The sequence below is a fragment of the Paenibacillus sp. MT124 genome, assembly GCF_058792755.1.
This window is the reverse complement of record NZ_CM179500.1, coordinates 4,000,456-4,016,182: the sequence shown is the minus strand read 5'-3', so window position 1 is coordinate 4,016,182 and position 15,727 is coordinate 4,000,456. Positions and strand designations below refer to the sequence as shown.

Here is a 15,727-nt window from a genome sequence, read left to right as displayed (position 1 = left end):
GCGCCGTGATGAATGGATGCAGAAACTGCACCAGGGCCACATGAAGCAGGTTGCTGAGTGGCGCCGCAAGGTACTTGCGGTTCAGCTGTCCCTGCTGGTCTGCATGTTTTTGTTATGGGAGCTGGCGGGCAGGCTGCGCTGGATTGATGTGCTGCTGTTCAGTTATCCGAGCAAAGTTTTTGCCCAGATCGGCAAGGACATCGCCAGTGGTGAACTTTGGATCCATGTCGCAGTCACCGTTGGGGAGACGGCAGTTGGCTTTTTGCTGGGGACGCTTGTCGGAACGCTGCTTGCGGTCCTGATCTGGTGGTCTCCTTTTTTGTCCAAAGTGCTTGATCCCTACATGGTCGTATTCAACAGCATGCCAAAGGTGGCACTCGGCCCCATCTTCATCGTCATGTTCGGTGCGGGCTTTACGGCTATTGTCATGACTACGTTGTCCATTACGGTGATCATTACGACCTTGGTTGTGTACAACAGTTTCAACGAAGTGGACAGCAATTATATCAAGGTCATTCGTACGTTCGGTGGCGACAGGTCCGTGATTTTTACCAAAGTTGTCCTGCCGGCTTCGTTTCCCGCGATTGTTTCTACATTGAAAGTAAATGTGGGCATGGCCTGGGTCGGTGTAATTGTGGGTGAGTTTCTGGTTGCCAAACAGGGGCTCGGGTACTTGATTATCTATGGATTTCAGGTCTTCAATTTTACCCTGATATTATCGAGCCTGCTTATTATCGCGGCCGTAGCTACAGCGATGTATCAGCTTGTGGTGTACGTAGAGAAAAAACTGCTGGCAGGTCGCAGGTAGTGCCATGAAAAAGGTTAATAGAGCTTGCTAGATCGTGTTATGTATACAATTTCACAAGGGGTGTCACGTTGCCCGCTAACCAAAAATCAAGTACCATACTAATACGAATATTCCGTGCAGTCCTTCATGTATGCGGAGATTGGAGATTAGGGACTTATATGTCTTCCGCCCGCATCAAATCAAAATTGCCAGCGTCCCATATCCGGGACGCGATGTTGTGACCGGCATGCATGGGCATGTCGGTTGATGCCGTTTATTGATTTTGATGTGACTGCATATGTCCATGCATCCCTTCAATAGCTTCTTTTTTTGTAAAACGGGAAATGGTTTGCCTAAGGGTGTGTAATACTACGTATTGCAGAACCAGGCTAACGCAGATTGGTTAGAGGTATGAAGCAGGACATGCATTCATCCGGATGGGACGAAGAGCTGGCTTGGACAGATAAGCAGCTTAGAGGAGAGGTAATGAGAAATGGGTTTTAGAGTAATTAAAACCGCAATTGCTGCACTGATGGCTGTGCTGATTGCGGACTGGTGCGGCTTGCCCGGGCCAACATCGGCAGGCTTGCTAGCCATTCTGGGTGTCGATGTTACGAGAAAAAGAAGCATTCGCACGATTTCGGCGCGATTCTTTGCTTCCGTGGTAGGTCTTTTGTTTGCAAGTGTACTTTTTCACTTTCTAGGCTTCCATTATTGGGTTCTGGCCGTGTACATACTGATTGCGTTTCCGGTAATTGTTCGGGCCGGATTCAAGGAAGGCATTGTGACGGGGTCTGTCGTGGTCTTTCGTGTCTTCAGTGGCGGGGAGATGGACGTTCAAGTCATTTTGGTGCAAATCGGGTTGCTACTGATTGGTTTGGGTTCTGCAATGGTCGTTAATCTGGCATATATGCCGGCAGCGGACCCGCAAATGCTTCAGATTCGCAAAAGGATTGATGAACTATTCTCCGTGATCTTCAAGGAGTTTGCTGCGACTCTTCGTAATCCGAATGAGGTCTGGGCAGGGAAGGAACTGATTGAAGCGGACAAGGCTGTTCTTGGAGGCATTGAAGCAGCCAAGCGTTCACTGGAGAATCAGGTCATTCATCCGAACGAAGAATGGAGCGTATACTTTTACATGCGAAAAACCCAGCTGGACTCCATTCAGCATATGATGCATCTGGTATCTCAAATTTATCAGAAGATGCCACACGCCGAAATGGTGTCGGAGCTGTTTGACCAGCTCAGTCAGGATGTGCTCACAGAGTCTTACACTGGACGAACCGAAAAACTTCTCGCAAATGTGCAGGAAGAATTCAGGCGAATGGAGCTGCCAGATACAAGGGAAGAATTCGAGATTCGTTCTGCGATTCTCCAGCTGTGCCGGGAACTCGCGCTGTATCTGAAAATTGCGAAAAAGGACAAAGCACCGTCGCCGATTACGGACCGGTCCCAATCTACAAACGAATAATAGAAAATAGTTGTCACCCTAGACGGATGCCCTGCATACACTTGTAGTGAATGATTGTATGGAGGAGGTTTAAAGATGTCATTGAGTCATAAACATCAATGTAGAGAGATCATCACGAAGGCGATCTGCGGCAAAGGTCGTAAGTTCTCTACCGTAACACATACCGTGACTCCGCCTAATGGTCCGACCAGTATTTTGGGGGCTTGGATTATCAACCACCAATATGAAGCCGTATCAGCGGGGGACGGAATTGAAGTTATTGGTACTTACGATATCAACATCTGGTATTCCTATGACAAAAATTCCCAGACAGATGTAGCCAAAGAAACGGTGTCGTATGTAGAACATGTACCTTTGTCTTACCTGGATCCGAAACACCGGGCTTCCACAGTAGAGGTATCTGCGGATGCAACGCAGGAACCAAGCTGTGTGGAAGCCACTGTATCCGCAGGCGGAGGCAGCGTAATTATCCGGGTAGAACGGGAATTCGCTGTTGAACTGGTTGCCGAAACCAAAGTATGCGTGAAGGTATGCACAGATGGTTGCGGAGACTACGAAGACAAGGATTATGACTTTGGCAGCACGGATGAAGATTATGATGATCTTGATCCGGACCTGCTTGACGAGGAACTGTAATTTCTTCGTCTCTTGTATCCTTAGCTAAGGTATTATATGCGCCGCAAGCGGCAGTGAAGAGGGCGCAAGCCCTCTTTTTTCTTTTTGGGCGATGGAAAGGAGGGACCGAATGAATGTAATGGAAGAGGCAGAGCAAGCGGTTAAACGTTACGAACGCATGTCGGCGGGAGAACGGGCAGGACGATTGGAGCGAGCCGGCATTGAAGTGCTTGCCTCACGTGACAGGCAAAAAAGGGAGCCTGGCCTGAGAGTACGTTACGATGTAGAGATATGCTGCCTGTACGCACTTCGGATTAAACGGCGGGATACGAGCGGCATGGGCAGTGCACAGGATAGCGTACTGGACCGGGAAGCGGCTTCGACGCTGTTCAAACGAATCGAACGGCTCGCTGTTAAAACCTTATATACCCTTGGACTGGATCACGGCGCCGTACGGCTGGAAGCTTCGGGAAAAAACGGGTGCACTGTTGTTTCAATTGACCCGCGTCCGTGGAAGGGCATGACAGATCTATCTGTCATGTACCGGGAAGGCTGGAAGCAGCTGCAGTCTCAACTGGATGAGGAAAGTCAGAATAAAGTAACGCCCGTGCTTGGAATGGACCCGGAGTTTCTACTCGTGCAGATGCCGGAGTCCAAAATTATTCCTGCTTCAAGGTTTCTCGGACGCACAGGAATGGTAGGCTGCGATTCTGTGACCATCGGGGGGAGGCGGATCTATCCGGTTGCTGAACTTCGTCCTGCCCCCAGTTCGGAACCGCGAGAGCTGCTAACTCATTTACTTAAAGCTTTCGACCTGGCATCCCGCAGCATAACCGACCATTCGCTCATTTGGCAGGCTGGGGGAATGCCGCAGCGTGGATTGCCGCTCGGGGGACATGTTCATTTCAGCGGAGTGACGCTTAACGGGGATTTGCTGCGTGTGCTTGACAATTATCTGGCCCTTCCGCTTGCGTTTCTGCAGGACCCGCGTGGTTCGGGCAGGCGTCCAAGGTACGGGGCACTGGGTGATTTTCGATTGAAGCACTATGGTGGATTCGAATATCGAACACTGCCCAGCTTCCTGATCTCTCCACTCGTTGCCAAAGGAGTGGTCGCTCTCGCAGGTCTTATTGCCGCCTCCTACACCAGTCTTCCACTTCGTCCTTTGATGAACACAACCGTGCATGCTGCCTTTTACGAAGGAGACCGGGAACGAATGAAGGAATACATTCCAGCGCTTCTGGAAGATCTGGTCGGCTTGGAGGACTACGCAAGATATGAAAAGTATGCAGCTCCGCTCATACGTCACCTGAGAGAAGGGAAGACGTGGGATGAGAGCCGGGACATTCGCAAAGTCTGGAATATTCGTGCAGGTTCATGAAGAGTAGATGTTTTTTTGTTATAATAGAAAGTAAGTCAATTTTGGATCTGATTACAGCTATGGAAGACATGCAGACACTGGTCTGTGAAGGAAGCGGCAGGTGGCCGAAACATGAGGCGGAGGCACGAAGATGTGCCTGACCGCCTTATTGTTCCTTCTAGGGCAGGGACTCTTCCTGACAACATAGGAACGGATGGAGGATATTCATGGCTCAGTATACGCCAATGATTCAACAATATTTGCAAGTGAAGGCCGAAGCGCAAGACGCTTTTCTTTTTTTTAGATTAGGTGATTTCTATGAGATGTTCTTCGATGATGCTGTCAATGCAGCACGTGAGCTCGAAATTACGCTGACTGCACGCGCAGGCGGTGGGGAAGAGAAAATTCCGATGTGCGGTGTGCCTTATCATTCGGCGGACAATTACATACAGCGTCTGATTGAAAAAGGATACAAGGTTGCCATCTGTGAGCAGATGGAAGATCCAACCGTAACAAAAGGCATGGTACGCCGGGAGATTGTACGTGTTATCACGCCTGGAACGGTGATGGAAGGCAAGACTCTTGGCGACAAATCCAACAATTATATGGTCTGCCTGACAGGAAACCAAAATACACTGGCGCTGGCAGCGTGTGATCTGTCAACGGGTGAATTGTACGTGACGTCCGTGCCATATTCCAAGGAATGGCTGAAGGACGAGATCGGCATTTACGAACCTTCCGAAGTAGTCGGTGATGCGTCTCTTCTTGATACCGTCGCTGCGCAATCTTCACCAATTGGGAGACCTGTTGTATACACGCCCTGGACCAAAAGCAAGGAAGATCTCGTTCGGCAGCAATTCGGTGAAGCTGCATGGGCAAGACTGGAGCCTGAACGTCAAGTTTGTGTTGCACGACTGTTCTCTTATCTGAGTGAAACGCAGAAACGTTCTCTGGGGCAATTGACACAAATCTCGACTTACGAGCCGGATCACTTCATGATTCTGGATCCATTCACCAGACGTAATCTGGAACTTGTGGAAACGGTTCGTGAGCGTTCCAAAAAAGGCTCATTGCTCTGGCTGCTGGACAGAACGGAGACATCTATGGGTGCGCGGATGCTGCGGCGGTGGGTGGATAAACCCTTACTTCAAAAAGGGAAAATTAATGAGCGACTAGAAGCAGTGGACACACTATACAATCAGTTTATTTTGCGTGAGGATTTGCGTGCTGAACTGAAGGACATTTATGATCTGGAACGACTGGTGGGGCGGATTGCTTTTGGGAATGCCAACGGGCGCGATTTGAACGCACTTAAGCTGTCGCTGGATAAAATACCCGGACTGCGCCAGTATTGTGCAGAGTCTTCTTCTACCACGCTGCAGAATATTGCGGAGATGATGGATGACTGTAGTGACTTAAGGGATGCCATTGGCCGTGCCATTGTGGACGAGCCTCCTGTTTCCGTAAGGGATGGAGGATTAATCCGTGAAGGTTACCATGAACGACTGGACGAACTAAGGGAAGCATCGGTGAATGGCAAACAATGGATCGCTGAATTGGAAGCAAAAGAACGTGAAGCTACGGGCATCCGCTCCCTGAAAATCGGCTACAACAAGGTGTTTGGCTATTATATCGAAATTACGAAGTCCAATCTCGCCTCCTTGCCGGAAGGCCGTTATGAGCGAAAACAGACGTTGGCTAATGCAGAACGTTACATTACGCCGGAGCTTAAGGAAAAAGAAACATTGATTCTCGAAGCACAGGACAAAATGGTCGATATTGAATACGGATTATTTGCTGAGCTGAGGGATCGGTTGAATCAGGAAATTGCAAGACTGCAAAAACTGGCTGAACAGGTTGCGGAGATCGATGTGTATCAATCCTTCGCGGTAATCAGTGCAGAGCGGAATTTTGTTAGACCAACACTGACAGATGGTTATGACTTTGTTGTGGAACAAGGACGTCATCCTGTGGTGGAGGCTGTTATGAGGGATGGTGCCTTTATCGCCAACCACACCGCAATGAAAAAGGAAGAAGCACGGATTCTTCTGATTACTGGTCCAAATATGGCTGGGAAAAGTACGTATATGCGACAAGTTGCCCTGATCTCAATCATGGCGCAGATCGGTTGTTTTGTACCTGCAGGTCAGGCAGAGGTACCAATCATGGATCGCATCTTCACACGAATTGGGGCAGCAGACGATCTGATTGGCGGTCAAAGTACGTTTATGGTGGAGATGGCGGATATTCAGGTAATGACGGACAAAGCAACGCCGAGAAGCCTGATCATTATCGATGAATTGGGCCGGGGCACGTCAACAAGCGAGGGGATGGCTATTGCCCAATCCGTCATTGAGTATGTGCACGACATTATAGGCTGTAAAGCACTCGTATCGACGCATTTTCATGAACTGGCTCACCTGGAAGAAAGTCTGGATAAGCTGGCAAACTACTCCATGGCCGTACAGGAGAGCGGGGACAAAGTGAACTTCTTGCGCAAGTTGATTCCGGGTGCTGCCAGCAGCAGTTATGGTATATACTGCGCACGACTTGCCGGTCTGCCGGATAGTATTATTGAACGAGCGAATGGTTTACTGCACGGCTTCGAACATGCGGCTGCACAGGTGGCGGTCGGCAGTGAGTTTGCTGGGAAGGGAAGCCGCATTCCGGGATCGGACTACAATAATACACCTGGAATGGAAAATGCCGAAAGTGCCACAGTGATACGAGAGGAAGCTGTGGTTTCGGTACCCGATACGGTGACTTACGTGGAGAGCGAATCGTTCAAGGAGCGAGGTAATAAGAATAGATCTGGTTCCAAACCACAGGACGTTGTCCAGCTGTCGATATTCGGTGATGATGAGCCGGGCGTGGGAAGCAAGCCCGATGATGTGGTCGCTGTGGACAAACCCGCGCGAGATTTTATACGCAACATGAAAGACATTGATGTTATGAATATGACGCCTCTGCAGGCGATGCAATTATTGAACGAGCTTAAGTTAAAGGCACAGCAATTATCCTGATATGATGGGAGGGGAAACCTGTGGCGAAAATACATGTCCTTGACGAACATATTGCCAACCAGATTGCAGCAGGTGAAGTGGTTGAACGGCCTGCTTCGGTTGTTAAGGAATTACTGGAGAATTCCGTGGATGCTGGGGCTACCAAAATTGAAGTTTCCGTGGAAGAGGGCGGATTGCTCAGCATTCGTGTGAAAGACAATGGTTCAGGCATTGAGCCTGAGGATCTGGAAACAGCATTCTATCGTCATGCAACGAGCAAAATTACACACGGGCGTGATCTCTTCCAGATCACAAGTCTTGGTTTTCGGGGAGAGGCTCTGCCGAGTATCGCGGCTGTCTCCAAGGTCGAAGTGCTAACGGCTAGCGTAGACGACGGCCGGGGGCGGCGGATTGTGATTGAGGGTGGCAAACTGTGTACACATGAGGATGCTGCTTCACCTCAAGGGACAGAGTTTGTTGTCAAAGAATTATTTTATAATACTCCTGCCCGCCTGAAATATATGAAAACGATCCAAACCGAGCTGGGACATATCTCGGACGTGCTGTACCGGATGGCTATGTCTCATCCGCATATTTCCTTTACGCTGCGGCATAATGCCAATGTGCTGCTGCAGACGCTCGGAAACGGCGACCTGCTTCAGGTGGTGGCAGCAATCTACGGTACGAGTGCAGCCAAAGCCATGCTGCCCATCCAAGGCGAGAATCTGGATTATCGGGTAAGTGGATTAATCAGTCTCCCGGAATGGACACGTGCTAATCGGGGCGGCATGTCAACGATTGTGAATGGTCGATTTATTCGCAATTATGGTCTTAATCAAGCCATTCTTAAAGCGTACCACACGTTACTGCCGATCAATCGATTCCCGCTTGTTGTGGTGCAGCTTGAGATGCATCCTTCACTCGTAGATGTAAACGTGCATCCGGCAAAACTGGAAGTGCGGTTCAGCAAGGAAGCCGAGTTGTACGAATTTATTGAAACGACAGTACGGGGAATACTGCGGCAGGAAGTGCTTATACCCCAAGTGACCAAACAGCAGATCAGACGTGGGAACGACAGTTCATTTATACAGGAACAGTTTCTGTTTCCGCGTGGACCATACAAGGATGAGCCAGCGATAGAAGATGATGGTGCACAGCCCAAAAAGAATAACACCGTTGTGCCAGGAAACACGGCCATGGAAGAGGACGATCTGGATGCCCCCGCTGATATTCAACCGGGACAGGCTGCGGAACTCTTTTCAGAGGTACCTCCCTTGCCGGACGCTCCACCGCCAGATCAGCTCAACCCGATAAATCCGTTTCAAGCAGCCCTTGTTGTTGATGAGCGGGTTCAGGCAGATGAACGCAAGGTGCCAACTCAGGACGCAGCGCCGACATATCGACCAACCAACATGAATGCTCCAGTTAGAGAAAACCGGCCGTCATATCAAGCTTCTAATCGTTCCAATATGGAACGCAGCTGGAAGGGTTCAGGTTTACCTGATACTGCGAAGCTGGCAGCAGCGGTGAAGTCGGATGCAACGATGCCGGCGTTTCCGGAGCTCAGCCTGATTGGTCAGCATCACGGTACGTATCTGATTGCCCAGAATGAAGACGGCCTCTATCTGATTGATCAGCATGCCGCTCATGAGCGAGTGAATTATGAATATTATTATGAAAAGTTTGGTAATCCGGCTCAAGCATCACAGGAGCTTTTGCTGCCGATCACGCTGGAATTTACACCGTCAGAGACGGAAAAACTCAAGTCCAGGCTGGCCTGGTTTGAACAGGCTGGAGTCTATCTGGAGCATTTCGGTGGACAGACGTTTCGTGTACGCTCCCATCCGTTCTGGTTTCCCAAAGGGGACGAGAAGGATATTATTGAGGAAATGTCTGAATGGGTGCTCAGCGAGCGCAGCATAGATGTGGGGAAAATGCGGGAAGCTGCTTCCATCATGTGCTCATGCAAAGCCTCGATTAAAGCCAATCAGAAGCTGACAGAACAGGAAGCCGAGACGCTAATTCAGCGACTCGGTTCCTGCAGACAGCCTTACACTTGTCCACACGGGCGACCGATAGTGGTTTCATTTTCAACCTATGATCTGGAGAAGTTGTTCAAAAGGGTCATGTAGCTGTTTAGGAGGAAGTTATGTATATTACAACCGGTGATACAGAGGCGCCTTCGCTTGTGGAACGCGCGCGCAAGCTCGCGGAAAAGACGGGTGGCACCTATGTGCCGCGCAATAAAAAGTCATTGCCCAAGCTGATTGAACGTTATGGCGTTAACGAAATCCTGGTCGTGCTTCAAGGCAAGGCGCGCTTGTATCGCAAGAATGCGCCGCAGCTTGAATTTCATCCAAGCATGGGATTCGTACGCGCGAAGCGTGTATTGCGGGGAGAACCTGATCCTATGCTGGAAGCGGGAGCCGTACTTGAAGGAGATACCATCATTGATTGTACAGCCGGATTAGGTACGGATGCGCTTGTGTTCTCCGTCGCAGCAGGTAAGCAGGGAAAGGTTATTGCTTGTGAGAGCTCTCTGCAGCTCTATACACTGTTGGTTGAGGGGATGTCCTATTACGAGAGTAATCAGCCCGAAGTCGATGAAGCCTTTCGCAGAATTGAATTAAGACATGCCAATCATCTGGATCTTCTTCGTTCTATGCCGGATCGAAGCTGCGACACAGTTTACTTCGACCCCATGTTCCGCGAACCGATGATGGATTCAAGTGCGATTCAGCCCTTGCGGGATTATGCAAACTCCCATGCACTGGATATTCAAAGTATCATGGAGGCCAAACGGGTAGCCCGCAAACGGGTTGTGATGAAAGAAAAGCGCGGCAGCGCGGAGTTTACGAGGCTCGGATTCGAGGTGCTGGATCGCGCCAATGCAAAAACACTGTACGGAGTGATAAATGTTGAAAGCGGAAGCTAAACCTAAACTGCTTGTACTGGTTGGACCAACAGCAGTAGGCAAAACAAGGATGAGTATCGAGCTCGCACAAGCGTTTAATTGCGAAATTATTTCGGGAGATTCGATGCAGGTGTATCGTGAAATGGACATCGGGACGGCCAAGATTACCCGTGAAGAGATGAAAGGAGTGCCCCACCATCTCATTGATATTCATGAACCGGAATATCCATATTCGGTTGCAGAATTTCAGGAGAGCTGTACCCGGCTGATCAGTGAAATACAGGATCGCGGTAAGCTGCCCTTTATTGTTGGGGGAACCGGTCTCTATGTAGAGTCGGTCTGTTACGGATTTCAATTCTCGGAAAGCGGGTCGGATGAGGCCTTTCGGGAGGAACAGTTCCGCTATGCGGAGTTACACGGTGCTCATGCGCTGCATGACAAGCTGAGGGAAATCGATCCAATTAGTGCGGAACGGCTGCATGTGAACGACCAGCGGCGAATTGTTCGGGCTCTTGAGATTTACCACCTGACAGGGGAGAAGTTATCTGAACAACTGGCGTCGCAGAAGAAAGAATCCCCGTACGATCTGAGTATTATAGGTTTAACAATGGATCGTCAAAAGCTCTACGCCAGGGTTGAAGAACGTATTGACCTGATGATTGAGCAAGGTTTGGTAGAAGAAGTGAAGTCGCTGCTGGAACGCGGTGTGGCCAGAGGCCATATCTCCATGCAGGGACTGGGATACAAGGAAATTGCGGCGTATCTTCAAGGCGAAGTCAGCTGGGATGCTGCGGTGGAATGGCTGAAGAGGGATACCCGCCGCTTTGCCAAACGCCAGCTTTCCTGGTTCCGGCATATGAAGGACATTGAATGGGTGGATATGACAGATACCGAAGATTTCGCAGGGAACTATGAGAGGGTATGTGCATTAATTCATCAAAAGTTCAAGTGATTGCGAAACGTGTGAAATAGGTCCCCTATGGGACGTTTGAACCTCTATCTCTTGATTTCAAAAAAAGAGTAGAGGTTTTTTATTTTGAGTGCAAAACAGAGAAAATAAAGGAATTGAATCAATAAAATTATTGTAAAAAAATAACATTTTTAATAAAATGAAAACACATAACAACATCAAAATGATGAACCGTGTGTTCCAAAGAGAAAGGAGGAGCTTTAATGGACTCAAGTGATAGTGGAGGAACGAGCTTATATCTATTATTTTCCGGATTATTCGGAGTTGCCGTTGCCATTCTAGGTCTTATTGCCCTAATTTGGGTAATTATCGTTCTGTCCAATACCAATACATACCTGAAAATGCTGATTCATGATCGAAAGGAACGGCAGAAAATTCCGCTAACGAAAGCTTTGTCGAACCCTTTGGTTGGCCAGGAACGGCAGGAATAAAGCGCTCTAAAACGATGATTTTGTCCCTCTTTTGCATTTTAGACAAGCGGTGTATAATGGATAAGTCTTCTAACTGCACGTCAGGCTGATTCCGAGATGCAAATTAGTAGACAGGGGTTTTTGTGGATTATATGAAACTGTTCATGATATAATAGCACGAAAGCTACTCAGCGATATTGAATACTATCTTAAACACGAATTCAAATGAACCAATGGGGGTACGGCTAATGAACAAGTCCATCAACATCCAAGATACGTTCTTGAACCAACTGCGGAAAGAAAACATTCCTGCTACGGTCTATCTGACCAACGGCTTTCAAATCCGTGGAACGATCAAGGCATTTGACAATTTTACGATCGTCATTGACAGCGACGGACGCCAGCAAATGGTCTATAAGCACGCCATCTCCACGTTCACGCCGCAACGCAGCGTATCGCTGATGCAGCAGGATAACAGCGGCGAAGCTTAAAAAATTACGAAACCTTTTCTACAACCATTTCGTCTACAAGTATAGGAATTGAAGCAGAGCAACCTTAACAAGGGTTGTTCTTTTCATTCCGGGCAAAAAAGGGTTATGATAAGCATTAGCCTATACAGGCAAATAGAAATTGAGCAACCGAAAGGGAGTCAGGAGGTAACATGCCAAACGATCCGTTGTCGAGGTCTAACAATCGCAACAACAATAACAAGTCACCCAAGAAAGCGAAGCCTAAGACCTCTAAAAAGAAAAAAATTACGGGTAAACGCGTTGGGTGGACACTGTTTTTCACTATGGCAATCGCCATCTTTTGTGCACTTGGCGGTTATCTGTTCATCATGGTCAGTGGTGAGCGGCTGCTTACAGCCAACATGGACAAAACAACAATTAATGAGACATCGAAAGTATATGATCGCAATGGCCAATTAATGGGGGAGCTGTCGATTCAGAAGCTGGAACCCGTTGATGAAGATGAGATTCCCGAATTGGTAAAGGAAGCTTTTGTGGCAACAGAGGACAGACGATTCTATGAGCATCAGGGTGTGGATATCTGGTCCATCGGACGTGCAGCTTTAAAAGACATCATGGCCCGTTCCATGGTTGAGGGGGGCAGTACGCTAACCCAGCAGCTTGCGAAAAACATGTTCCTGTCCCGTGACAAAACATTCTTCCGGAAAGCGACGGAAGTATCCATTGCGATGGCTTTGGAGCGCAAGTACACAAAAGACGAGATTCTCACAATGTATCTGAACCGAATCTTCTTCGGTCATCAGCGTTATGGTATTAAGGCTGCATCGGAATTTTACTTTGGCAAGGATAAGCTTGAGGATCTTGATCTGTGGGAAATTGCCACGCTCGCAGCGATGCCTAAAGGGCCATCCGCCTATAACCCGCTGAGCAATCCGAACGATTCCAAAGCACGCCGCGGTGTGGTGCTGCAGCTGATGTACGAACAAGGCTACATCACGAAGGCAGAAATGGATGAAGCCAAAGCGGTGGATTACGATTATACACCACCGGAGAAAGAGCAAAAATATCAAGCCTTTATTGATTATGTTCTTCGTGAAGCAGAACGGGTAACAGGCAAAACAGAAGATGATCTGAACATCGGTGGATACAAGATTTATACAACCATGGATGCTCAGGCGCAGACGGCCATGGAAAGTGCCTTCTCGGATGACAGTTTATTTGAGGAAAGCAAAGACGACCAGAAGGTTCAAGGATCCATGGTTATCATGAACCATGAAAATGGTAGTCTGGTTGCTCTCTTGGGTGGACGTGACTATCAAACGAAGGGGTACAGCCGGGTAACACAGAGCCGTAGACAACCGGGATCGGCATTCAAGCCCATCGTATCGTATGCGCCTGCATTGGAGTCTGGGGACTATAACGCCAATTCGCCGCTGAGCAATCAGAAGCAGTGCTTTGGCAATTATTGCCCGGGAAACTTGCATGGATACTCTTCAACCATCAGTATGACCGAGGCCATCACGAAGTCGGAGAACATTCCTGCCGTGTGGCTGCTTGATAAAATAGGTGTAAATACAGGCGTACAGTTTGCCAAGAGTGTAGGCATTCAGCTTACAGATGAGGATAAAAACCTCGCGATTGCTCTGGGTGGTCTGAGCAAAGGTACAAATACCCTTGAGATGGCACAAGCTTATAGTGCATTTGCCAACCTCGGTGAATATCAAGAGGCTTACTCGATCAAGGAGATCAAGGACAGCTCGGATAAGTCCGTATACAAACATGACAAGTCAGACACGACACGTGTCATGAGTGAACAAAATGCATACGCATTGACACAGATGCTTCAAAACGTAGTCAATGATGGTACAGGACGTTCAGCAAGACTGGATCGCCCGGTAGCAGGTAAAACCGGTACGGTGCAGAGCGGCATCGCTGGCAACAGCGCAAACCGTGATGTATGGTTTGTCGGATATACACCTGAATGGACTGCTGCAGTCTGGATGGGATATGATAATCCGGACGCAACCCATATGCTCAAAAACAGCAGTAAGCTATCTGCTGCTTTCTTTGCAAAAGTCATGACTGATGCACTGAAGGGTGTACCTGTAAAGGACTTTGAAGCACCTAAAGGTGCACAGGCACCACCACCGGAAGAAACGCAGCCGGAGCAGCCGCAATTATCGGTTAGTGGATTAAGCGGGGCGTATGATCCGAATTCTCAGACGGTTTCGCTTAACTGGACAGGAACAGGAGACGCGAATACTCAATATCGGATCTATCGGAAAGAGACGTCCGAAGCGCAATTCACCCATCTGATTGATTCGGTGGGATCGACTAGTGCACAGGATCTAAGTGCACTTCCAGGCCTGACATACGAGTATTATGTTACTGCCTTTGATCTGGCCTCTGGACTTGAAACGGATCCGTCCAATACGATCTCACTTATGATTGAGGCGCAGGAGATCGAACCAGTGGAACCAGAACCGGGTACAGACCCAGGAATTGATCCAGGAACGGATCCAGGCACGGAACAGCCTGGTACCGAGAATCCGGATAACGGTTCACCGGATAATGGGAATTCGGGTGAAAACAACGGTAACAACGGAAATGGTAATGGAAACAATGGCAATAATGGTAACGGTAATGGAAACGGTAATGGTAACAATGGAGGACCGGGGCAAGGAAACGGCCAGTCTGGTGATGGAAATACATCCCCTGGAACGGGAACCACAGATCCCGGTGGGAATAATGATGGATCCGGCGAAGGTTCGGTTACGACTCCTGGTGAAGTTGTTCCGCCGGATGCCGGAACAGAAAGCAACACAGGTGAAAATGATGGTTCGGTTGAAACACAGACCGGAAACGATGGTTAACTCTAACTAAATATCATTATCGCAGTTCTTAACCTGCTTCCCGTATGATCGGTGAAGCAGGTTTTTTGTTTTAGACAGCGATAATTTAACTCCATTCATATCGATTAATTGGTGAGGCAAAGCTTAATTTTGAGTGTATAACTTAAATATGGTAAGCTGTAGCTATCGTAATACGTTGTGCAAAACTGATTCGTAAGTCATGGAATCGGCTGTGCGGACGTTATTCAGTGTTCACCAATATGAGAACAGGTCAAGGGCCTGTAGTCGGCAAAGAGGGGTTCGTATGAAACGGAAATTCGGGGACCGCGCGAACTGGCGCCGGATTACGAACCGACAATTTACATGCCGGTTCGTACAATCCAAAGTTTTTACAGGTTACATTACGTTGTATACCATACAGGATTTGAAAGAACCCTTGTGGAAAACCTATGGGGGGAGTACGTTTTGCATCGCAGATAAAGGGTATTCATGGCTGCAGTATTACCCAAAGGGAGAGCATTTCGTGGTGACAGCCATGTTTGACGATCAGGAACGGATCGTTGAATGGTACATTGATACCTGTCGAAGCCAGGGCATCACGGATCAGGGGGTTCCCTGGTTTGATGATCTCTATCTCGATGTCGTCGTCCTGAAAGATGGAGAGGTATTCTTGCTGGATGAAGATGAGCTTGAAGACGCCCTCTCGCGTAAGCATATTACAACCGGCGATTATGATCTGGCTAACCGAACGGCCAAGGAATTGCTGCATGCCATTGATGCGCATGTGTTTCCTTATTTTCAGCTATCATTGAAGCATCGGCAAACCTTGTTTGAGAACGGGGAGTTTCGCAAAAACGTTCAAATCTGAGTTTTGAC

12 protein-coding genes are annotated in these 15,727 nt (G+C 48.5%); all 12 read left to right on the top strand.

From position 1 onward, the window contains the following. The first annotated feature begins 16 nt into the window (after positions 1–16). The 12 genes from AC3RCI_RS18025 (at position 17) to AC3RCI_RS17970 (ending at position 15,719) form a co-directional block, all read left to right on the top strand. A complete protein-coding gene (locus AC3RCI_RS18025; RefSeq protein ID WP_492529941.1) occupies positions 17–808 on the top strand; it encodes an ABC transporter permease in 792 nt (263 codons plus the stop codon). A gap of 472 nt (positions 809–1,280) precedes the next feature. Next, positions 1,281–2,258: an aromatic acid exporter family protein gene (locus AC3RCI_RS18020; protein WP_153979061.1), complete on the top strand. Its 978-nt coding sequence runs from the start codon at positions 1,281–1,283 to the stop codon at positions 2,256–2,258. 75 nt (positions 2,259–2,333) lie between these two features. Further along, the gene (locus AC3RCI_RS18015; protein WP_095286426.1) at positions 2,334–2,894 is read left to right on the top strand and encodes an outer spore coat protein CotE; all 561 of its coding nucleotides are present in this window, start codon (positions 2,334–2,336) and stop codon (positions 2,892–2,894) included. 109 nt (positions 2,895–3,003) lie between these two features. Beyond that, positions 3,004–4,254, top strand: a complete 1,251-nt coding sequence (locus AC3RCI_RS18010) for a putative amidoligase domain-containing protein (protein ID WP_492525834.1) — start codon at positions 3,004–3,006, stop codon at positions 4,252–4,254. A 206-nt stretch (positions 4,255–4,460) separates the two neighbouring features. Beyond that, positions 4,461–7,256 carry a DNA mismatch repair protein MutS gene (gene mutS, locus AC3RCI_RS18005; protein WP_492474024.1) on the top strand — a complete coding sequence of 932 codons (2,796 nt, stop codon included), beginning with the start codon at positions 4,461–4,463 and terminating at the stop codon, positions 7,254–7,256. 20 nt (positions 7,257–7,276) lie between these two features. Next, positions 7,277–9,367, top strand: a complete 2,091-nt coding sequence (gene mutL / locus AC3RCI_RS18000; protein ID WP_492525832.1) for a DNA mismatch repair endonuclease MutL — start codon at positions 7,277–7,279, stop codon at positions 9,365–9,367. Positions 9,368–9,384: 17 nt separating this feature from the next. Next, positions 9,385–10,170, top strand: coding sequence for a class I SAM-dependent methyltransferase (locus tag AC3RCI_RS17995; RefSeq protein WP_183518952.1), 786 nt, complete (start codon positions 9,385–9,387; stop codon positions 10,168–10,170). Further along, a complete protein-coding gene (miaA, locus tag AC3RCI_RS17990) occupies positions 10,154–11,101 on the top strand; it encodes a tRNA (adenosine(37)-N6)-dimethylallyltransferase MiaA (protein WP_492529939.1) in 948 nt (315 codons plus the stop codon). Before AC3RCI_RS17995 ends, miaA begins: the two co-directional genes overlap by 17 nt. A gap of 221 nt (positions 11,102–11,322) precedes the next feature. Then, positions 11,323–11,550 (top strand): hypothetical protein, encoded by a 228-nt coding sequence (locus AC3RCI_RS17985; protein WP_492525830.1) that lies wholly within the window; start codon positions 11,323–11,325, stop codon positions 11,548–11,550. Positions 11,551–11,777: 227 nt separating this feature from the next. Beyond that, a complete protein-coding gene (gene hfq / locus AC3RCI_RS17980; RefSeq protein ID WP_017687918.1) occupies positions 11,778–12,020 on the top strand; it encodes an RNA chaperone Hfq in 243 nt (80 codons plus the stop codon). A gap of 170 nt (positions 12,021–12,190) precedes the next feature. Continuing rightward, a complete protein-coding gene (locus AC3RCI_RS17975; RefSeq protein ID WP_492525828.1) occupies positions 12,191–14,872 on the top strand; it encodes a PBP1A family penicillin-binding protein in 2,682 nt (893 codons plus the stop codon). A 283-nt stretch (positions 14,873–15,155) separates the two neighbouring features. Then, positions 15,156–15,719, top strand: a complete 564-nt coding sequence (locus AC3RCI_RS17970; protein WP_095286432.1) for a ribonuclease FAU-1 family protein — start codon at positions 15,156–15,158, stop codon at positions 15,717–15,719. Positions 15,720–15,727: the final 8 nt, after the last annotated feature.